The 20,498-nt window shown below is 31.8% G+C and carries 19 protein-coding genes; 13 read left to right on the forward strand and 6 right to left on the reverse strand.

Going from position 1 to position 20,498, the window contains the following annotated elements; genetic code table 11:
- Positions 1-3: 3 nt before the first annotated feature.
- From opp3C to COE53_RS18335, 3 genes are read left to right on the forward strand one after another with little or no spacing between them, the layout of a single operon-like run.
- Positions 4-1,026 carry an oligopeptide ABC transporter permease gene (gene opp3C, locus COE53_RS18325; protein WP_069032982.1) on the forward strand — a complete coding sequence of 341 codons (1,023 nt, stop codon included), beginning with the start codon at positions 4-6 and terminating at the stop codon, positions 1,024-1,026.
- A 20-nt stretch (positions 1,027-1,046) separates the two neighbouring features.
- Positions 1,047-2,096: an ABC transporter ATP-binding protein gene (locus tag COE53_RS18330; protein WP_069032983.1), complete on the forward strand. Its 1,050-nt coding sequence runs from the start codon at positions 1,047-1,049 to the stop codon at positions 2,094-2,096.
- Positions 2,086-3,021: an ABC transporter ATP-binding protein gene (locus COE53_RS18335; protein WP_069032984.1), complete on the forward strand. Its 936-nt coding sequence runs from the start codon at positions 2,086-2,088 to the stop codon at positions 3,019-3,021. The genes COE53_RS18330 and COE53_RS18335 overlap by 11 nt, the downstream gene beginning before the upstream one ends.
- 973 nt (positions 3,022-3,994) lie before the next feature.
- On the opposite strand, the gene COE53_RS18340 is transcribed toward COE53_RS18335, so the two are convergent.
- Positions 3,995-4,198: a hypothetical protein gene (locus COE53_RS18340; protein WP_069032985.1), complete on the reverse strand. Its 204-nt coding sequence runs from the start codon at positions 4,196-4,198 to the stop codon at positions 3,995-3,997.
- A 527-nt stretch (positions 4,199-4,725) separates the two neighbouring features.
- Here COE53_RS18340 and spxA point away from each other — a divergent pair.
- Entirely contained in the window at positions 4,726-5,124 is a 399-nt protein-coding gene (gene spxA / locus COE53_RS18345) for a transcriptional regulator SpxA (protein WP_056473638.1), read from the forward strand.
- A gap of 135 nt (positions 5,125-5,259) precedes the next feature.
- On the opposite strand, the gene COE53_RS18350 is transcribed toward spxA, so the two are convergent.
- Positions 5,260-5,931, reverse strand: coding sequence for a TerC family protein (locus tag COE53_RS18350; protein WP_069033046.1), 672 nt, complete (start codon positions 5,929-5,931; stop codon positions 5,260-5,262).
- A 319-nt stretch (positions 5,932-6,250) separates the two neighbouring features.
- On the opposite strand from COE53_RS18350, the gene mecA reads away from it, so the two are divergent.
- The 4 genes from mecA to pepF all read left to right on the forward strand — a co-directional run bounded on the left by mecA (position 6,251) and on the right by pepF (position 11,774).
- The gene (mecA, locus tag COE53_RS18355; protein ID WP_069032986.1) at positions 6,251-6,922 is read left to right on the forward strand and encodes an adaptor protein MecA; all 672 of its coding nucleotides are present in this window, start codon (positions 6,251-6,253) and stop codon (positions 6,920-6,922) included.
- A gap of 50 nt (positions 6,923-6,972) precedes the next feature.
- Positions 6,973-8,520 (forward strand): cardiolipin synthase, encoded by a 1,548-nt coding sequence (cls, locus tag COE53_RS18360; protein WP_098948510.1) that lies wholly within the window; start codon positions 6,973-6,975, stop codon positions 8,518-8,520.
- 174 nt (positions 8,521-8,694) lie between these two features.
- Positions 8,695-9,900 (forward strand): competence protein CoiA, encoded by a 1,206-nt coding sequence (locus COE53_RS18365; RefSeq protein WP_098948511.1) that lies wholly within the window; start codon positions 8,695-8,697, stop codon positions 9,898-9,900.
- Positions 9,901-9,953: 53 nt separating this feature from the next.
- Complete coding sequence (gene pepF, locus COE53_RS18370) at positions 9,954-11,774, forward strand: oligoendopeptidase F (protein ID WP_091024019.1); 1,821 nt, start codon at positions 9,954-9,956, stop codon at positions 11,772-11,774.
- A gap of 272 nt (positions 11,775-12,046) precedes the next feature.
- Here the strand turns inward: pepF and COE53_RS18375 are convergent, their stop codons facing one another.
- Positions 12,047-12,919, reverse strand: coding sequence for a DsbA family protein (locus tag COE53_RS18375; RefSeq protein WP_069032990.1), 873 nt, complete (start codon positions 12,917-12,919; stop codon positions 12,047-12,049).
- Between the two features lie 735 nt (positions 12,920-13,654).
- Positions 13,655-14,245: a CYTH domain-containing protein gene (locus COE53_RS18380; protein ID WP_091024017.1), complete on the reverse strand. Its 591-nt coding sequence runs from the start codon at positions 14,243-14,245 to the stop codon at positions 13,655-13,657.
- 136 nt (positions 14,246-14,381) lie between these two features.
- Between COE53_RS18380 and COE53_RS18385 the strand changes: the two genes are divergently transcribed.
- From COE53_RS18385 to COE53_RS18400, 4 genes are read left to right on the forward strand one after another with little or no spacing between them, the layout of a single operon-like run.
- Complete coding sequence (locus COE53_RS18385; RefSeq protein WP_069032992.1) at positions 14,382-14,762, forward strand: UPF0738 family protein; 381 nt, start codon at positions 14,382-14,384, stop codon at positions 14,760-14,762.
- Between the two features lie 15 nt (positions 14,763-14,777).
- A complete protein-coding gene (gene yjbM, locus COE53_RS18390; protein WP_069032993.1) occupies positions 14,778-15,401 on the forward strand; it encodes a GTP diphosphokinase in 624 nt (207 codons plus the stop codon).
- A 15-nt stretch (positions 15,402-15,416) separates the two neighbouring features.
- Positions 15,417-16,208, forward strand: a complete 792-nt coding sequence (locus COE53_RS18395; protein ID WP_069032994.1) for an NAD kinase — start codon at positions 15,417-15,419, stop codon at positions 16,206-16,208.
- 13 nt (positions 16,209-16,221) lie between these two features.
- Positions 16,222-17,109 carry an RluA family pseudouridine synthase gene (locus tag COE53_RS18400; protein WP_069033047.1) on the forward strand — a complete coding sequence of 296 codons (888 nt, stop codon included), beginning with the start codon at positions 16,222-16,224 and terminating at the stop codon, positions 17,107-17,109.
- Positions 17,110-17,301: 192 nt separating this feature from the next.
- On the opposite strand, the gene prpE is transcribed toward COE53_RS18400, so the two are convergent.
- Together prpE and COE53_RS18410 are read right to left on the reverse strand one after the other, a co-directional pair.
- Positions 17,302-18,060, reverse strand: coding sequence for a bis(5'-nucleosyl)-tetraphosphatase PrpE (gene prpE / locus COE53_RS18405; RefSeq protein WP_069032995.1), 759 nt, complete (start codon positions 18,058-18,060; stop codon positions 17,302-17,304).
- Between the two features lie 155 nt (positions 18,061-18,215).
- Positions 18,216-19,379, reverse strand: a complete 1,164-nt coding sequence (locus COE53_RS18410) for an FtsW/RodA/SpoVE family cell cycle protein (protein WP_069032996.1) — start codon at positions 19,377-19,379, stop codon at positions 18,216-18,218.
- A 251-nt stretch (positions 19,380-19,630) separates the two neighbouring features.
- Between COE53_RS18410 and fabI the strand changes: the two genes are divergently transcribed.
- The gene (gene fabI / locus COE53_RS18415) at positions 19,631-20,401 is read left to right on the forward strand and encodes an enoyl-ACP reductase FabI (RefSeq protein ID WP_091024015.1); all 771 of its coding nucleotides are present in this window, start codon (positions 19,631-19,633) and stop codon (positions 20,399-20,401) included.
- Positions 20,402-20,498: the final 97 nt, after the last annotated feature.

Below are 20,498 nucleotides of genomic sequence, written 5' to 3' on the forward strand. Positions count from 1 at the left end.
ATAATGAACAACAACACAGCTCAAAAAATTTCATCTGATTTATTCCAACCTGCAAACGTAGATTTGAATAATGCAGACAAAATTACAAGACCTTCGGATTCTTTTTGGAAAGATGCAAGAAGACGTTTTAGAAAAAATAAAGGTGCAATGTTAGGGTTTATTATCCTAGGTATCTTATTATTCTTTACATTATTTGGTCCAATGATGAGTGGACACTCATATAAAGACCAAGACTTAAAAAGATCAAAATTACCACCAAAAATTGGTGTATTAGAAAATGTAAAATTCTTACCATTTGACGGATATGATCAATATGGAAACGATGTATATAAAAACAAAAATATAAAAGAAAACTATTGGTTTGGTACAGATGATTTAGGTCGTGACCTTTTCACAAGAACTTGGGCTGGTGCTCGAGTATCAATCTTAATCGGTTTATTAGCAGCAGTAATTGATATGGTAATTGGTGTTACTTTTGGAGGTATTTCAGGATTCTTTGGCGGTCGAACAGATACAATCATGCAGCGTATTGCCGAAGTCTTAATGGGTGTTCCTTATCTAATCGTAGTAATCCTATTCATATTAGTATTTAAAAATCCAGGTATTCTCTCAATTGCTTTAGCGATGGTAATCACAGGTTGGGTAGGTATGTCCCGTATCGTACGTGGTCAAATGCTAAAATTAAAAAATCAAGAATTCGTATTAGCATCAAGAACTTTAGGTGCAACAAATACTCAATTAATTGGAAAACACTTAATACCAAATATTATGGGTCCAATCATCGTAATGATGATGTTCACGATTCCAAGTGCAATCTTCGCTGAAGCGTTCTTAAGCTTCATCGGATTAGGTATTGCACCACCAAAAGCATCATTAGGTTCGTTAGTAAGTGATGGCTTCAAATCATTACAAACTTTCCCTCATATGATGATTATTCCAGCGGTTGTAATCAGCTTATTAATTTTAAGTTTCAACTTAATTGCTGACGGATTACGCGACGCTTTAGATCCAAAAATGAGTAAGTAATTTTGAAGGGAGAATGAACTATGAGTAAATTATTAGAAGTAAAAGATCTGTGTGTCTCCTTTTATACTCATGCTGGTGAAGTTCAAGCAGTACGCGGAGTTTCATTTGATCTTAAAAAAGGTGAGACATTAGCAATTGTAGGTGAATCTGGTTCAGGTAAATCAGTTACATCTAAAGCATTAATGGGGTTAATACCAAACCCTCCAGGTAAAATTAAGAGCGGTGAAATCTTATTCGATGGAAAAGATTTAGCTAAATTAAGCGATAAAGAAATGCAAAATATTCGTGGAAAAGAAATCTCAATGATTTTCCAAGATCCTATGACTTCTTTAAATCCAGTATTAACAATTGGATATCAAATAACAGAAGGTCTAATAAAGCATCAAAAAATGAGTAAAACTGAGGCAAAGAAAATTGCTTTAGAATTAATCAATCTTGTAGGAATTCCAAATGCTGAAGATCGTTTTAAACAATATCCACACCAATTCTCTGGCGGTATGAGACAACGTGTTGTTATTGCAATGGCGTTAGCATGTAATCCAAAATTATTAATCGCCGATGAGCCAACAACAGCTCTTGACGTTACAATTCAAGCTCAGATTCTTGAGTTAATGAAAGAAATTCAAAGAAAAACTGATTCAGCAATTATCTTTATTACACATGATTTAGGTGTAGTTGCGAATGTTGCAGATAAAGTTGCAGTTATGTATGCAGGTAGAGTAGTTGAAATGGGAACTGTAGACGATATTTTCTACAATCCAAAACATCCTTACACTTGGGGACTTTTAGCTTCAATGCCAGACTTAGATAATGAACAAGGAGCAGAATTAGTAGCAATTCCTGGTACACCACCAGATCTATTAAATCCTCCAAAAGGTGATGCGTTTGCACCACGTAATCCAAATGCTTTAAAAATTGACTATGAAATGGAACCTCCTATGTTTAAAGTGTCTGATACACACTACGCTGCAACATGGCTATTACATGAGGATGCTCCAAAAGTTGAACCACCTGAAGCCGTTAAGAAGCGTATTCAACGAATGAAGGAAGGTGAAGTAAATGTCAAATAATGCAGAAAAATTAGTTGAAGTTAAAAATCTAAAACAATACTTTAATACAGGTAAAACAACAGTTAAAGCAATCGATGATGTTACATTTGACATTTTCCGTGGAGAAACTTTCGGTTTAGTAGGTGAATCAGGTTCTGGTAAATCTACAACTGGACGTTCAATCATTCGATTATATGATGCGACTGATGGACAAGTAATTTTCGATGGTGAAGATGTACATGGTAAGAAAAGTCGTAAAGAGCTAAAGCAGTTTAACCGTCGTATGCAAATGATTTTCCAAGATCCATACGCTTCATTAAACCCGCGTATGAAAGTTGCAGACATCATTGCAGAAGGTATTGATATTCATGGATTAGCTCGTAACAAAGAAGAGCGCATGAAAATGGTTTATGACTTACTTGAAACAGTAGGTTTAAATAAAGAACACGCTAACCGTTTCCCACATGAATTCTCAGGTGGACAACGTCAACGTATCGGTATTGCAAGAGCACTTGCTGTACAACCAGAATTTATTATCGCCGATGAGCCAATCTCTGCTCTAGACGTGTCAATTCAAGCTCAGGTTGTAAACTTAATGAGAAAGCTTCAAAAGGAAAAAGGTTTAACATATCTATTTATCGCCCATGATTTATCAATGGTTAAGTACATTAGTGACCGTATCGGTGTAATGTACCATGGTAAAATTGTTGAACTTGCAGATAGTAATGAATTATATGATTACCCGATGCATCCTTACACAAAATCATTATTATCAGCAATTCCGCTTCCAGATCCTGTTTATGAGCGCAATCGTAAACGTATCGTTTATGATCCAAAACAACACGATTATTCAAACGAGGAACCAAAATTACGTGAAGTTCGTCCTGGACATTTCGTACTTTGCTCTGAAGCAGAATTTAAAAATTATCAACAAATGTATAAATAATAAATCAATCCTAGTGAGTTTATCGCTAGGATTTTTTTATTGGATTAGGTAGAAAAACAAAAGATGATGGGTTCCTGGGTAATTAGAAAATCAAAAAGATGGAAATAGGTTTTTCATAAGAAGTCCATGAGTAAGTAAAAGAGCAAAAAGAAGTAAATTGGTTCCTCTTGAGAAGTTCATGAGTAAGTAAAACAGGAAAAATAAGCAAATGGTTACTCATGAGGGGTTCATGAGTAAGTAAAACAGGAAAAAAAAGCAAAATGGTCCTTCATGAGAGGTTCATGAGGAAGTAAAACAAGAAAAAAAGCAAAATGGTTACTCATGAGACGTTCATGAGGAAGTAAAACAGAAAAAAAAAGCAAAATGGTTACTCATGAGGGGTTCATGAGTAAGTAAAACAGGAAAAAAAGCAAAATGGTTACTTAAGAGGGGTTCATGAGGAAGTAAAAGAGGAAAAAAAAGCAAAATGGTTACCCATAAGAGGTTCATGAGGAAGTAAAACAGCGAAAAAAAGCAAAATGATTCCTCATGAGGGATCCATGAGGAAGTAAAACAGCGAAAAAAAGCAAAATGGTTACTCATGAGAGGTTCATGAGGAAGTAGAAATACAAAAATAAGAAAAAACGTTTCTCAAAAAAGTTCAAGGGGATGTGAAAAAACAGAAGCCGAAAATATCTTACCCATTAAACATTCATACAAGTTAAGGGAAAATTAAGGTGGAGGTTTTATAATGAAAAGTGTAGATAAGGCTAGGTATAATAATGGTAGGACAAGCTTAGAAGAAAATTAATCTAGAGTGACAATGATAACCAAATTTTGAATTCAAAGCCCCTGAATTTAATATTTCAAAGTACTGTACCAAAGGCGAACTAGGGACCTTAATCAATTCTACATTAGTTATACACTAAACCTTATCAAGGCAAAAAAAAGAAAGGGCCTTTGCCCTTTTTTAAATCGAAATTTCTGACTGTTTTTAATAAGTTTTTTTACGGAACTTACCTTGGCCACCAACTTGTTTGAAGTTTGCAGACATTCTGTCAGACATATCAACAAATTGACTTTTTTTACTTCTACCAAATATTTTTTCGCCAATCGCGTTTGTAAACACACCATTAAGTGCAGTAATTCCAATTACTAATACTGCAACAATCAATAGATCAGTTATGTAAGCTGCCATAAGATTAGCCTCCTAGGAATGTAAGCGTTACTATTATTGTATTAAAAATTTGGTGAAATAGAAAGAATAAATAAGCTTTTTCCGAATAATTATTTTTGGGTCTTTTATAGAGCAATCTGGCTTTTAGTATTGTAATTTATAAGACTAAAGTTGTGTGAAACGAAAGGGGTATTTGACTACTTTGGGAAATGCTGTTCGTTGGTAAGTGACTGCAAAATCGGTTGAAACTTGGAAGCAGGTTTTATTTACGGATAGTGAGGTTTAAGGCGTGAAAAGCAGCATTCACATACGAAAAATGTATAAAAAAATTAGCCAATATTTTACTTGTAAATTTACTGAAAATTGTACACCTTTTGTATAGGTTTTTTAAAATTTTTTTACAAATTTGTATATATTTATTTTGCGCAATACTGTATAATGTGAACATATGGTGGTAGATTAAACTAATTATAATTAACCAATTCTTATAAATTAATACACATAACTATATTACTTTTATTTAAAAGAGTAGTTAGGGGGAGAGCAAAATGGTAATTTTGTATAATTCACCAAGTTGTACGTCTTGTCGAAAAGCAAAAATGTGGCTAGAAGATAATAATATTCCTTATAAAGAAAGAAATATTTTTTCAGAACCATTATCAATTAATGAGATTAAACAAATTTTACGTATGACTGAAAGTGGTACTGATGAAATTATATCAACAAGATCAAAAATTTTCCAAGAATTAAATGTAGACTTAGAAAGTCTTCCTTTACAAGACTTATATGAAATCATTCAGAAATATCCTGGTTTACTTAGAAGACCGATTATTATTGATGAGAAACGTTTACAAGTTGGTTATAATGAAGATGAAATTAGAAGATTTTTACCACGTTCTGTTCGCACATATCAATTACGTGAAGCGCAACGTTTAGTAAATGAGTAAATCTACGTTTTGAATTGTGAAAAAAATTACAATTCTTGATTAAGATTCTCAATCATATTGAACAAATACTTATTCATATTATATAAAAAGCTGTAAAAAGTTAAATGCATACTTTTTACAGCTTTTTTTTAACAATTAGGATGTTCGCTTACGGTATCGAATATTATTAAAATAGTAACCTATAACAATGGTGAAAATTATACAAGATGAACCGACAATTAATTCCATATCGTTCCGCCCGTTTATATATTGACTGATAAATGGCTCGTCTATTAACATTTTGCTAGCTGTTATTGAAAGTACAGAAGCCCCTACAAAACTCAATATTGGATATCTTTCTAAAAACCATAAAACGATTTTACTTCCCCAAATAATAATTGGAATTGAGATGGAAAGGCCTAAAATGACTAATGATGGCTTTCCGTTTGATGCCCCAGCTATTGCTAATACGTTATCAATCCCCATAACTAAATCAGCAAACACAATTGTACGAATTGCATGGAAAACTGTGTAGTTCTCCTTTATAGAAGGGTTGTCATCCTCCTGAATAATTAATTTGCAAGCTATGTACAAAAGTAATATTCCGCCAATTAAATGCAAGAATGGGACTTTAAGGACGAAAATTGCACCTATTGTTAGGATAATCCGTAAAACAATTGCGGTAATACTACCGAAAATGATCGCTATGTTACGTTGCTTATATGGTAATTTTCTACATGCTAATGCAATGACAATAGCATTATCTCCACCTAAAACAATGTCTATAATTACAATCATTAAAAAGGACCATATATAATGAAGATCTATCATGAATTCACCTCTCTTATTAAAAGCTTTAAATGATTGTCCTAATATTAATAGGTATATGATGATTTTTAAAAAATAGGTGAATTTTATTTCCAAAATTTTAAATTGTATCATAAAATATAATTGTAGTTACTATTCGCATTTAATAAATTTTCATGGTAAGATAGATAAAAATTTACTTATTATAGCTAAATTTTTAAGAGTATTTTTCTAATTTACTATTTCAGAATTTTATATTTAACATAAATTTCTTTTACTTTATTTATTCTATTTCGTCTAACGCAATTACTTGTTGTTCATTAAAGGAGGGGGAAAACAAATGGAAATAGAAAGAATTAATGAAAATACGTTTAAGTTCTCCATATCCTACTTAGACATCGAGGAGAGAGGTTTCTCTAAAGATGAAGTATGGTTAGATCGAGAAAGAAGTGAAGAGCTTTTCTGGGAATTAATTGATGAAGCGCATTTGACTGAGGAATTCATTGCTGGTGGCCCCCTATGGATTCAGGTACAGGCACTAGACAAGGGTTTAGAAGTTGTTGTAACAAAGGCTGTGATTTCTAAAGACGGCAAAAAAGTAGAAGTGAATTTAGGTGAAGGAGAAAAGAATTTAGAAATTCCATTTATCTCTGTAGATGATGACGATGATGCAGATGAAGATGATGATGACGATATTTTTGAATCGATGGATGAAGAAGAAACTGAGCTTATTCTATCCTTTAAAAATTTTGAAGACATTATTTCATTATCACATGCTGTGAATCAAGAATCATTTGAAACTACACTTTATTCATTCCAAGATTATTACTATCTTTATGTTAAATTTGAAGAAGAATTGCTTGATGAAGTTCAAGTTGATTACTTATCATCTATGTTACTTGAATATGGTCATCGTTCAAAAGTAACTATACATGTTTTAGAGGAATACGGAAAATTGATTTATGAAAAAACAGCTTTACCTCATTTTAAATCAATTTTTCCATTATTGTAATAGCCGATGCCTTAGGGATCGGTTTCTTTTCTTTATAAAGGAGAATATTGATGCAATTTCGATTAAAGATTTTAATATTTCTATCAATTGTTGTATGCATTTTATATTTTGCTTCTCCAACTATTAAATTCATTTGGTTAATGAATTTTGCATTTTTTGAAAAATCTACTATTTTTAGGTTAATAAGTGTAATGTTCTCGATAACGGCTATAGGTGTTTCGATTATTATTTTCCTAGAAAATAGAAATCCTGCTAGAACTTTAACATGGATCATTCTTTTGGCCATTTTCCCGTTATTCGGTTTTGTTTTTTATTTAATTTTTGGACAAAATTACAAAAAGAAAATGGTCTATCGAAAAAAAGCAATTAATGATCAAAATGCAAATGGTTTAATTAGTGGATCAGAAGATGTAGAAGTGAAAGATTTTATAGCGCAAAATCAAAGATTAGAGTATCTAATAAATATCGCAGCTAAACAGAGTAATACACCAGTCACAATGAATACCTTTACAAAAGTTCTTACAAACGGAAGTGAAACATTTCCAAAAATAATTGAGGAACTAAAAAAAGCGAAGCACCATATTCATATCGAATTCTATATCGTAAGAAATGATGAGATTGGTAATCAGCTAAAAGATATTCTAATTGAAAAGGCACAAAATGGAGTAAAGGTTCGATTTCTCTATGACGCTGTAGGTAGTTGGAAATTATCAAGAAATTTTGTAAATGACTTACGAAAAGCTGGTGTAGAAATACTACCATTTTCTCCAGTTAAAATTCCAGTTTTAAACGATACGATAAATTACCGAAACCATCGGAAAATTATTGTCATAGATTCGAATGTAGGATTTGTTGGCGGCTTAAATATTGGAGATGAGTATTTAGGGAAAGACCATTATTTCGGAAAGTGGCGTGATACCCATCTATATCTTAATGGAGAAGGTGTACGAACACTACAATTCATATTCTTGCAAGATTGGTATTATATGACGAATGAGTTAATTGATGACAAAGAATATTTTGACATTAATGCTAGTAGTTATTCTTCCAAAGGAGCAATACAACTTGTATCTGGTGGACCAGACCGAAAGCATGAAGTGATAAAAGAGTTGTTTTTTGCAATGATTACAAGTGCAAGGAAAAGTATATACATTGCTTCACCATATTTTGTTCCTGATGAAGATATATTAACTGCTCTTAAAGTTGCAGCAAATGGTGGGGTCAAAGTAAAAATTCTAATGCCTGATCGTCCCGATAAGAAAATCGTATTTTATGCTTCGCGTTCATACTTTCCAGAGTTATTAGAAGCAGGGGTCGAAATCTATGAATATAGACAAGGATTCTTACACAGTAAAATATTGATTGTAGATGATGAAATCGCATCTGTTGGAACGGCAAATATGGATATGAGAAGCTTCCGTTTAAACTTCGAGGTCACTGCATTTTTATATTTAGAGGAAAGTATTAATCACTTAGTTAATGATTTTAATAATGATATCCGTGATTCTGAAGCAATTATTTTTAATGATTTTAAAAAGAGACCTATATACAAAAGGATATTTGAATCATTATCAAGATTAATGGCACCACTTTTGTAACGAGCTATCTTATTGATAGAACATTGATAGAACATTTTTATAATATTTCATATAGTCACCTACCAAATAGAAAATTTAATTTGGTAGGTTTTTTAATTGAAAAATCGTTTTTTATTTTTTTGAAGGATAATGCGAAATGAATAGTGAAGTAATTTGGAAAGGAGGTAGTGGTATATGATCGTCGCATTAAATACAAAACGGCATACTATTAATTTATTTGAAGTTAAAACGACTGAGGATTTATTAAGATTAAAGCAAAACGGACCATACTTTTGCCCGATTTGTAAAAAGCAAGTGAGGCTCAAAATTGGAGTAAAGAGGGTAACTCATTTTGCGCATATAGATTTGACCGAATGTGAAAATGAGAAAAAAGAGAGTATTGACCATTATAAAGGGAAGTTTGCTCTGTACCAATTTTTTAAAAAGTTTAATGTAAAAGTTGAGGTTGAAAAATTTATACCTGAATTAAATCAAAGACCTGATTTAATTATTAAACTTAAGACTCTTCAAATGTGTGTTGAATATCAATGTTCGGTTATTCCTTTAGAAACAATGATAAAGAGGACAAACTCTTTTAAAGATAGTGGAATGAAAGTTTTGTGGATCCTAAATGACAAACTTATAAATCAAAAGAGATGGTCATCTTTCTACATTAATTCAATTTCTATTTATTCACTTGTTAGAATAAACGTTTTTTCACTTCTCTTCTATAATCCTACATTACAATCATTTACAGTACTTTCCTCGTTAATAGCATTTTCTCCAGTCCAATATATTGGTCAAAAGGACGTATTTCCAATAAATAATTTCAGCTTTAAGGAATTTTTATCTCCAAATAGAATAGATAAAAAGATATTTGTATCTAAATGGAATCGTTTGAAAAAGGATTTTAGACTATATCAACATTTGCATACTAAAGGTAATTTAAAGGTTTTTAAACAGTATTTATACAATGCAAATATTAATTATTTTCCAGCGGTAATTGGAGTTCCTTTAGAAAGTAACTGCATAATTAAAGAACATTGTATCGTTTGGCAAGGGCAAATATATTTTAAATTTTTTCATGAAGTAGAAATTGGACAAATGATTTTTATAGATAATATAAATCAGTCTGTAAAAATGGAAGTACAGAATGGTAATTGGAGAGTTAATCAATTCCAAGAGAATGAAATTGTTAATTTGGAGAAATGTGTAGAAAAGTATATTGACTTTTTAGTAAAAATTAGAATCGTAAAACGTATTAATAATGGTAAAATAATGAAGATAGCTAATGCTATTATTCCATCATCATTCCAACAAGCATTGGATGAAGACTGTCTGAGCACTAATACAGCATTTGATTTGTTGTTTAATGCAAGAACTGATTCAAATGATCATTAATATCAGACACTGGAATGTTATTAATACTAATAATAATTTTAGGGGGATCAGACATGCTAGAACAAAAAGCTGTTAAAAAATTACCAACTAGAAGTGAAGTTCAAGAAGAATTAACTTGGAAGTTGGAAGATATTTATGAAACAGATGCAAAATGGGAAGCAGAGTATAAAAAAGTACTTGAATTAATCCCATCGTTTTCAGAGTTTAAAGGTAAATTAGGTGAGTCATCTCAAACACTTTTAAATGCATTGAAAAAACAGGATGAAATTTCATTTTTATTAGGGAAATTGTATACATACTCTCATATGCGTTACGATCAAGATACAACAAATTCTACATATCAAGCTTTAGATGATCGTGCGAAAAATCTATACACTAAGGCCGGAAGTGCAATGTCATACTTCGTGCCTGAATTATTAACAATTTCAGAAGATACATTGAAAAAATTTATTGAAGAAAATAATGAACTGAAATTGTACGAGCACTCTTTAGAAGAAATTTTAAAACAAAAACCACATGTTCTTTCAGCAGCTGAAGAGGAAATTATGGCACAAGCTTCTGAAGTGTTATCTTCTTCTAGTAATACGTTTGGAATGTTAAATAATGCGGATTTAAAATTTCCGACCATTGAAGACGAGAATGGTGAAGAAGTAGAAATCACACATGGTCGTTATATTCACTATTTAGAAAGTGCGGATCGTCGCGTTCGAAAAGATGCTTTTGAAGCAGTTTATCATACGTATGATGCGTATAAAAACACTTTTGCAAGTACTTTAAGTGGTGCTGTAAAGAAAGATAATTTCAAAGCAAAAGTTAGAAAATATGATAATGCGCGTCATGCAGCATTAAGTAATAACGAAATTCCTGAAATTGTTTATGATCAATTAGTTTCTACTGTAAATGATAATTTAAATTTATTGCATCGTTATATTGCGATTCGTAAAAAAGCGTTAAAGCTTGATGAAATTCATATGTATGACTTATTTACTCCATTAGTAGAGGAAGTAAAAATGGAAGTTAAATATGAAGAAGCAAAAGAAATATTATTAAAAGCATTAAAACCATTAGGTGATGAATATGTTGAAATTCTAAAAGAGGCATATGAAAGCCGTTGGGTAGATGTTGTAGAAAACAAAGGAAAACGTAGCGGAGCATACTCTTCTGGTGCGTATGGTACTAATCCATATATCCTAATGAACTGGCAGGACAATGTAAATAATTTATTTACATTAGCACATGAATTTGGTCATTCAGTGCATAGTTATCATACTCGTAAAAATCAACCTTATGTTTATGGAGATTACTCAATCTTCGTAGCTGAAGTTGCTTCTACTTGTAATGAAGCAATTTTAAATGATTATTTACTAAAAAATACTGAAGATCCTAAGCAAAGACTTTATTTATTAAATCACTATTTAGAGACCTTTAGAGGAACTGTATTCCGTCAAACGATGTTTGCGGAGTTTGAACATCAGATTCACGTATTAGCTCAAAATGGTGAAGCATTAACGCCAGATTTATTAACGAAAACATATTACGAGCTTAACAAAAAATATTTTGGTGACGAGATCGTAATCGACGAGTTAATTGGTTTAGAATGGAGTAGAATTCCTCATTTCTATTACAATTACTATGTTTACCAATATGCAACAGGTTTCAGTGCAGCAACAGCACTTTCAAAACAAATTCTAGAAGAAGGCGAACCAGCAGTTGAAAGATACTTAGGCTTCTTAAAAGCAGGAAGCTCTGATTATCCAATTGAAGTATTGAAAAAAGCTGGCGTTGATATGACCTCTTCACAACCAATCGTAGAAGCATTGAAAGTATTTGAAGAAATGTTAAACGAAATGGAAGAACTTTTATTTAACGAATAACTTATTCAAACAAACACATGTAGCATCATAGCTATATGTGTTTGTTTTTTATCCTAACTTTTTCTATATCTTTATACCTACTATTTTGTGTCTAAAATGTGAAATATTTCTCAAATGGTTGCCAAACTCTAAAATAAATTGTATTATAAGGGTGTGAATTACTTCACAAACACAAATACCCCTTTGTTGAACGTGAAAATTTCTCCCATCCCCTTGATGTAAAATATTACATCAAAAAAGAGACCTAGCGAAAGCTAGGTCTTTTTTTGTTCTTAAACAACATACTGATAATAAATTTGATCTTTTTGAACAATTTTCTTAACTTTTCTACGTAGGATTAATTTTTTTAATTCTAACTCCATACATTGAGTAGATTGTTCGTAAATCATACATAATTCTTTAATCGTAACAAACGGTTGGAATTTAATGAATTCAGCTAAATCAGGCAGTTCTCGTTTTTCTAATTTTGTATTAGTCATTAGTTCTAAAATTTTTACATAAGTCTGATAGCTTTCAAAACCAGAAACTTTCAAACCTTCTTCTTCAATATTTTCATTAAAAAATACAACGCTTGGAATTTCAGTTACATGCATTTCTTTCGTAACTTTAATATCACATTGCAAAGCTTTAATAGAGTGGGTACTGTGTAAATCTTCCATAAACTCTTTTACATCAATATTTATATCTTTAGCACATTCGATAAGAACATCTTGATCTGTAATGTCTAAATCCTTCAAGAAATAATATTCTTGTAACTTCTTTAAGTAGTTAACGCCAGCAACTCTACCTTGAAGCTCAGCTGCTTTTAATGCAATTGCAGAGTAGTATGGGTAAAGTTCTTTATTATCAATCCATAAGTGATCGTCGCAAAGGATATCCGATCTGCTAGCCGTCTTCTCCCATACGAATGCAAGCTGAGAAGGGCGTTTTTCTAATAGTTTTTTAGTTGTGTAATATCGATTAACTGGAATATAAGTAGATGAGAAATATTGACCATATTCTAAGTGGAACTTTTTTAAAATTGTACTAAAATCCCAACAATTTCTACAAAGTGGATCTATGAATACATACAATTCAATCGATTTTTTTGTACAATTCTGCTCGGGAAGCGTGATTGATTCATTTTTATATTGTTTGTCATTCATATATTTCACCCTTAATGCAATTCATAAGTCCGTACTATAACAGACTTGAAAATTAATTTGTAAGATATAACACGTTTATTCTCTAATCGTATTGTAGCAACGGATAGTTAATATTTCAAATATGATGCACTATTTTTCATTAATCTATTAATATTTCCTTAATTCATATGAATAAGTTCATAAAAAGGGGGTGTCACAGAAATCTGAGTGGATTGCAAAATACAATTGTGAAATATATATATAAAACCGAGAGCGGAGAGTTTGATCTGCAAAAAAGGAGATTTTCTGTGTAAATAAAGAATGATCTGCAAATAAAATTCCAAAATCGCAAATAAAATCGTCATATCTGCAATTAAAAAAAGAGAAACGCAAATAAAAATAGCTATATCGCAATAAAATCCTTAGTAATAGCAAATAAGAGAAATTAATACCCATACCGGTTAAGGCATAATGACAAAAAATTGGACAAAAGTAGTTATTTTCAAATGGCAAACTAGCAAAGCAGCTTTAATTGTAGATTATCGTTTAAAAAGTTGGGTGAAATCTTCTATTTAACAATAAAAAGATTGATAAAATTGCCTTCATACTAATAAACACAAAAATATACCCTTTAGGTTTCTTCGGCGTTTAAAAATAACTATTTTCGTTGGGCTATTCAACAAACTTTACGTATACTCAGTAGGTTCACAGAGCATACGTAGACATTCCTTTTAAACTAAAAATGGTGCTCATATGTCAGTTAGTTTGATTTCCTTGTTTAACATTAAAAAAGCGTCTAATTTTATTCAAAGTTTCACGCTGAGGGATTTGTTGCTTTTCTAACAGATTGATAAACTGTTGTCTACCGATGTTTTCATCCGAAACTTCGAATTCTAACTCATAATCCTCGTGATTTAAATATGTACTATGGTCTAAAACTAAGAGCCCATTTTCATATGGAAATTCTACTCTGTTTGTTGTTAAGTCACCTATTAATACTAGGGCATTTAAGTTTAATTTTACTTCGTTGATATAATCTTTTACTTCTCCATCTGGAAGAACGAAGGTTTTTAGCATAGTTGATGCTTCAGTTTGACTTATTTTTTGATTAATTTCTAAATGTCCGACAGCTTGTTTTATTTTTAAAGTTAAAGTATAAGAAGTTAGTGACTTTTTGCGGATTCTTAATGCTCCACCATGTTCTTTAATTGTAAAATCAGGTGTCTCAAAATAATAATTAGTTTGTGATTGAAAACTTGACTCGTTAACTTGGAAATACGATTTAAGCTTTTCAAATTCCTCTTTTGTTAATAAGTTCTTAAATTCAATTTCAATTTCTTTAGCCATAATTAACTCCTTATTTTTAAGTATAATTTTTGTTATTGAATGTGCTAGTCTTCGTCTATTTTCTATTTGATATGTTACAATAGAAATGGTCAAAATTAAATAAAATACATACATTAAAAAGGTTGAGGTTTTAGTGATGAGAAAAATGCTTGAAATAAATGGAATAAATATAAATGAAGATGGTTTATTTCTGTTAATCGACGATACAAAAATGGATTTAGAACAGTGTCATGAAGTAGGAACAATGATTGCAGACTCAGACCAAGGTTCACTATTGTATATATTAGAAGAAAAAGAAGAATTTGTATATGTTACAGTTCCTTATGAATATTGGTCGGACTTGAAAAAAGCAAATGATCAAAATTTAAACGTATTTTTAAAGGTCGGCGAAAAGGATCTTTCGCTAAATAATTGGAATGAAGAGTTAACTTATTTGATCCAAAATGTTGAAGGTAATTTTAACTATGGAGAAGAATTTGTTAAGCAAGTTCAAAGTGCATTTTTAGAAGAGAAGTAAGTTGGTGGTGATTGGATGAATGGTCAATGGGAAAGTTTTTTAGCACCTTATGAACAAGCAGTAAGTGAATTGAAGGTAAAGTTAAAAGGGATTAGAAAACAGTTTGAAGAAACTAATCAGCATTCCCCAATTGAGTTTGTAACTGGGAGAGTTAAGCCTATTCATAGCATTGTTAATAAGACGATAAGAAAAGGAATTCCTTTAGCGAATTTAGAAACGGAATTACAGGATATTGCCGGTCTTAGAATGATGTGCCAATTTGTTGAGGATATTAAAAATGTAGTGGAGCTTCTTCGCAAACGCAAAGATTTTACAATTGTCGAAGAGCGAGATTATATTACAAATAAAAAGAATAGCGGGTATCGTTCTTATCATGTTGTTGTTGAATATCCAGTTCAAACAATTGAAGGAGAACGAAAAGTTTTAGTTGAAATTCAAATAAGAACTCTTGCGATGAATTTTTGGGCAACAATAGAGCATTCTTTAAATTATAAGTATAAAGGGAAATACCCTGAAAATATTCATGAACGGTTACAAAGAGCAGCTGAAGCAGCGTTTCTATTAGATGAAGAAATGTCCCTTATTAGAGGAGAGATTCAAGAGGCGCAAGCAGAGTTTTCGAAAAAAAACGACCAATAAGGAAAGGGCGAGAAAATGAAATTCGTAATTATGTCTAAGGGCGATCAAGAGTCCAATGAACTGACGAAACGAATGAGAGATTATTTAGAGAGTTTTAATTTTAAATTTGATGAAGAAGAGCCTGAAATTGTCATATCTGTAGGTGGTGACGGTACCTTACTTCATGCTTTTCATAATTACACTCATCTTCTCGATAAAGTATCTTTCGTAGGGGTTCATACTGGGCATTTAGGGTTTTACGCTGATTGGGTACCAAGTGAGGTAGAAAAGCTTGTTATTGCAATTGCTAAAACTCCATTTCAAGTAGTTGAATATCCTTTATTGGAAGTAATCATCCGTTATAAGGATGGAAGAAAAGAAATGCAAACATTAGCTTTAAATGAATGTACGATAAAAGGTCTTGAAGGTACATTAGTGATTGATGTTGAAATAAAAGGTCAGCATTTTGAGACATTTAGAGGTGACGGTCTTTGTATTTCTACACCTTCAGGAAGTACAGCGTATAATAAAGCACTTGGGGGAGCTATTATTCATCCATCAATTGAAGCGATTCAAATTGCTGAGATGGCTTCAATTAATAATCGAGTTTTTCGTACAATTGGTTCACCTCTTGTTTTACCTAAACATCATACTTGCTTACTTAAACCTGTAAGAAACGCAAATTTTCAAATTACATTAGATCATAAAACAATCGTACATCAAGATGTTAAATCGATTCAATGTCGAGTAGCTCATGAAAAAGTACGTTTTGCACGTTTTAGACCATTTCCATTTTGGAAGCGTGTCGTTGATTCTTTTGTTAAATAAAATGGTGAAGAATATGAAGCAATTTAGTCTATCATGGGAAGTAAAAAAAGAGCATAATGGAATATTACTTAGAGAGTTTCTTAAATTAAAGGAGCTCTCTAAACGTGCTCTCACAGATATAAAATTTCAAGGTGGAAAAATTACAGTAAACGGTGAAGAAAAAACTGTCCGTACAATTTTAAACGAATTTGATCTTATTCAAATCTATTTTCCAATCGAGAAACCAAGTGTGGATCTTATAGCTGAAGATATTCCTTTTGAAATTGTTTATGAAGATGATGCTGTATTAGTCATCAATAAACCTTTTGGAATACCAAGTATACCTTCTAGAGAGCATCCTAATGGTACTCTTGCAAATGGATTATTATTTTATTATCAAACAATTGGGCTCCAATCGACCATCCATATAGTCACTCGATTAGACAAAGATACTTCAGGATTAATGTTAGTTGCCAAAAATCGTTATATTCATTATTTATTTTCGAAAAATGAACTAAAAAATGTACAAAGAAAGTATTTAGCAATTGTTCATGGACAAATGAATGGCACTGAAGGGGTAATACGTGCAAAGATTGCTAGGAAAAGTGATAGTATTATCGAGAGAATTGTTTCTGAAGAGGGACAAGAAGCAATCACACATTTTAAAGTCCTTGTAGTAAATAGGGACTACTCAGTTGTTGAATTAGAATTAGAAACGGGTCGAACACATCAAATCCGGGTACATATGTCTTCGATTGGACATCCATTAATCGGGGATGACTTATATGGAGGTAATACTGATCGATTAAAAAGGCAGGCGTTGCATAGCTATCAATTGTCATTTGTTCATCCAATTGATCATACGGAAAAAAACTTTGAAATTGCTTTACCTGTTGATTTAGAGAGGTTATTGGAATCGTGAATGTCAAGTAATAAATTTGTCTAAATTTTGTATAATTTATTGACAATATATGAATAATAGATTATTTTTAGTATGTAGTGTTTCTCCATGGGGATGGAAGAGACTAATATATTAAGCTGATAAGTGAGCGCTTACATTATCAGCAAAAAAGTAGGTTCCGATCAGAAACCTACTTTTTTTGTATCTATTTTCCTAAACTCTGCTTTCTTTTTCTTCGTAAAAACTAAATTTTTCTTCAATGTATGGCATGGAAGATTGTACTTGGGTATATTTATGTTCTGGATACGAAAATGCTGTAAGTTTACCACCGAAGACGGCGCCAGTATCAATATTAATTGTATTATTTAATTCTCTTGGTTCTTTTATTGGAGTATGACCATAGACAATTAGTGCTTTACCTTTATACTCTTTCGCCCAGTCTTTTCTTACAGGCATCCCATTTGGGAGCACTTCTCCATTAATATCTCCATATAAAACGAATGTTTTAACATTATTTGAATGCTTACCAATCATGTCCTCACGTATACCAGCATGACTAACAACTAATTTTCCATTGTCTAAAACATTATATAGAGGGGAGCCTTCATAAAGTTTTTTAAACGATGCTTGATAATGGCTCCTTTCTTTACCGCTAACTGATTCTAATTCAGCAACTGTTGTTTCAAGTCCATGTTGAATTTTTACATTGCGACCAAGAAAATAACGATAAAGTTTATTACAATGATTCCCTGGTGAATAATGTGCTTTCTTATGCTTTATCACAAGTTCATATACTACTTTTATAACTGCAAGCGAATTAGGTCCGCGATCCGTTAAATCACCAACAAAAACTAACTTTCGATTATCTGGGTGAACAGGAATATTGTTCTCCCACGAATAACCAAGTTTTTTAGTTAATTCAACAAATTCATTATAACAACCATGAATATCGCCTATGATATCGTATTTCATCCTATCATTCCTTTTAGTCTGTTATTTCAACTAGTAATAATCGTAGTATGCCCCAAATTAGCAGCGTAAAAGAACTTTCTAAGAAGTGTATTAAATATAAAAAAAAGAAGGGTAAAGATCTTCATTAGATCTTTACCCTTTGTATTTCTACTCTATCAGTCAAACATATACTTATTTGTTCTAGATCTTACATTAAGGATGAATCCAATTGCAAGTAAATTAGTTGCTAGAGAACTTCCTCCGTAACTTACAAATGGTAGAGTAATCCCTGTAATAGGAAGTAGACCGATCGTCATACCAATATTTTGAAAAATCTGGAAAGTAAACATTCCTACAACACCGGCACAAATATAGCTACCAAATTTGTCGTTACTTTCTAAAGCAATATGAATCATTCGATAAATTAATAAGAAGAATAATGAAATTACTACACTTGCTCCTATGAATCCGTATTGTTCACAGATTACTGTGAAAATAAAATCTGTATGTGGTTCAGGGAAGTAAGCTTCACCGTTATGGAACCCCTTACCAGTAAGCAAACCAGAACCAGCTGCCATTAATGCCTGAGTAAGCTGATAACCTTGAGAAGGGTATTCATAAGGCGCTAACCAACCGTAAAAACGATTTAATTGGTATTCCTCAAGCACATGCGATGTGAAAAATTCAAAATGATAAAAGTATAGATAAACCATGAAAGCACCAAGGGCAATCGTGAATAAAACTAGCCCAAGAATATAGCGCCAACGAATTCCAGAAATTAAAATCATTGTTGCGATAATTGCACACATAACCATTGTATTACCTAAATCAGGCTCTTTCGCAATCAGAAGTAGAGGAGGTAACGCAATACCGAATATTTTACCTAAAAGTAAAATATCTTCTCTCTTTCCACGAACAGCATACATTTCATTATGTCTTGATATAATGGTTCCTAAAATAATGATCATAAAAATTTTCATTAATTCAGATGGTTGAAAGTTACCAATACCAGGTAAGGTGTACCATGCCGTTGCACCTTTGATGGTTTTAGCACCTGGAATATGCAGTTCTAAACCAAGTAGTAGGAGTAATCCAAAACCATACATATACCAAATAACATTTTTATATCGATCAAAATCAATAATCATAATAAAGGCAATACCAACAAGTCCAATGATATACCATTTAATTTGTTGTCCAGCGAAATTGATGTTTCTTAGATTTGCAGGAAGGCTTGGCATTGCACTAGTAATTGCAAGATAACTTACAGCGGCAATACAAAAAAGGATAAAAAGTAATTTGAAATCAATTTGAAAGGGAGATGTACGGTCTTCCTTCATGTCCTCACCTCTCTATAATAAGTTTTATTAGTATGCTTTTAAATAGGCACTTTTAATGTACGACAATCATCATTATAGTTTATTTTTGTCCTTAAAGGAATTCAAAACTATAAACTCTTTTTAAATAAACTATTATATTTATATTTTTTGTGGATAAAGCTATAAATAACTTTACTATTTTCAATTCATCGTATTTGTGCTACTATTTTAGTATCTAGTACTAATAACTAATAATAAAGGAGATGAATGATATGATTTCATTGCAAGGAAAAACTTTTGTTGTTATGGGTGTTGCAAACTTCCGTAGTATCGCTTGGGGTATTGCACAATCATTACATAGCGCGGGAGCAAATTTAATTTTTACATACGCAAATGAAAGATTAGAAAAAGGTGTTCGTGAATTAGCTGACTCACTAGAAAATCCTAACAATCTTTTAGTTCAATGTGATGTAACTAGTGATGAAGATTTAGCAAAATGCTTTGCATCAATTAAAGAGCAAGTAGGCACAATTCATGGTGTAGCACACTGTATCGCTTTTGCTAATAAAGAGGACTTAAAAGGTGATTTTGTAGACACAAGCCGTGATGGATACTTATTATCACAAAACATTAGTGCTTACTCATTAGTAGGTGTAGCTCGTGAAGCAAAACCATTAATGGTTGAAGGCGGAAGCATTGTTACGCTAACTTACTTAGGTGGCGAGCGTGTAATGCAAAACTATAACCTAATGGGTGTATCTAAAGCAGCTCTAGAAGCTTCTGTACGCTATTTAGCAAACGATTTAGGGAAATACAATATTCGCGTAAACTCAATCTCTGCAGGACCAATCCGTACGCTTTCTGCAAAAGGAGTAGGTGACTTTAATACAATCTTAAAAGAGATCGAAGAAAAAGCACCATTACGCAGAAACGTAACACAAGAAGAAGTAGGAGATTCTGCTTTATTCTTATTTAGTGACTTAGCAAGAGGTATTACTGGAGAAAACATTCATGTTGATTCAGGATACCATATAATGGGATAAGAATAGTAAGAACAATAGAAGTCTAAATGGCTTCTATTTTTTTGTGTTGATATTACATACTTAGTCATGGGTAAATTTAATAACTCATAAGAGGTTC

This window comes from Bacillus sp. AFS029533, from assembly GCF_002585125.1.
Taxonomy (GTDB): Bacteria; Bacillota; Bacilli; order Bacillales; family Bacillaceae_G; genus Gottfriedia; species Gottfriedia luciferensis_B.

Coding starts and splice junctions, on each gene's coding strand:
- COE53_RS18340 (WP_069032985.1), bottom strand. CDS start 4,198: ATGGCAGCTTACATAACTGATCTATTGATTGTTGCAGTATTAGTAATT.
- spxA (WP_056473638.1), top strand. CDS start 4,726: ATGGTAATTTTGTATAATTCACCAAGTTGTACGTCTTGTCGAAAAGCA.
- COE53_RS18375 (WP_069032990.1), bottom strand. CDS start 12,919: ATGAATGACAAACAATATAAAAATGAATCAATCACGCTTCCCGAGCAG.
- prpE (WP_069032995.1), bottom strand. CDS start 18,060: ATGAAATACGATATCATAGGCGATATTCATGGTTGTTATAATGAATTT.
- cls (WP_098948510.1), top strand. CDS start 6,973: ATGCAATTTCGATTAAAGATTTTAATATTTCTATCAATTGTTGTATGC.
- yjbM (WP_069032993.1), top strand. CDS start 14,778: ATGAATGGTCAATGGGAAAGTTTTTTAGCACCTTATGAACAAGCAGTA.
- COE53_RS18380 (WP_091024017.1), bottom strand. CDS start 14,245: ATGGCTAAAGAAATTGAAATTGAATTTAAGAACTTATTAACAAAAGAG.
- COE53_RS18365 (WP_098948511.1), top strand. CDS start 8,695: ATGATCGTCGCATTAAATACAAAACGGCATACTATTAATTTATTTGAA.
- COE53_RS18410 (WP_069032996.1), bottom strand. CDS start 19,379: ATGAAGGAAGACCGTACATCTCCCTTTCAAATTGATTTCAAATTACTT.
- COE53_RS18335 (WP_069032984.1), top strand. CDS start 2,086: ATGTCAAATAATGCAGAAAAATTAGTTGAAGTTAAAAATCTAAAACAA.
- COE53_RS18330 (WP_069032983.1), top strand. CDS start 1,047: ATGAGTAAATTATTAGAAGTAAAAGATCTGTGTGTCTCCTTTTATACT.
- COE53_RS18385 (WP_069032992.1), top strand. CDS start 14,382: ATGAGAAAAATGCTTGAAATAAATGGAATAAATATAAATGAAGATGGT.
- COE53_RS18400 (WP_069033047.1), top strand. CDS start 16,222: ATGAAGCAATTTAGTCTATCATGGGAAGTAAAAAAAGAGCATAATGGA.
- COE53_RS18395 (WP_069032994.1), top strand. CDS start 15,417: ATGAAATTCGTAATTATGTCTAAGGGCGATCAAGAGTCCAATGAACTG.
- opp3C (WP_069032982.1), top strand. CDS start 4: ATGAACAACAACACAGCTCAAAAAATTTCATCTGATTTATTCCAACCT.
- fabI (WP_091024015.1), top strand. CDS start 19,631: ATGATTTCATTGCAAGGAAAAACTTTTGTTGTTATGGGTGTTGCAAAC.
- mecA (WP_069032986.1), top strand. CDS start 6,251: ATGGAAATAGAAAGAATTAATGAAAATACGTTTAAGTTCTCCATATCC.
- pepF (WP_091024019.1), top strand. CDS start 9,954: ATGCTAGAACAAAAAGCTGTTAAAAAATTACCAACTAGAAGTGAAGTT.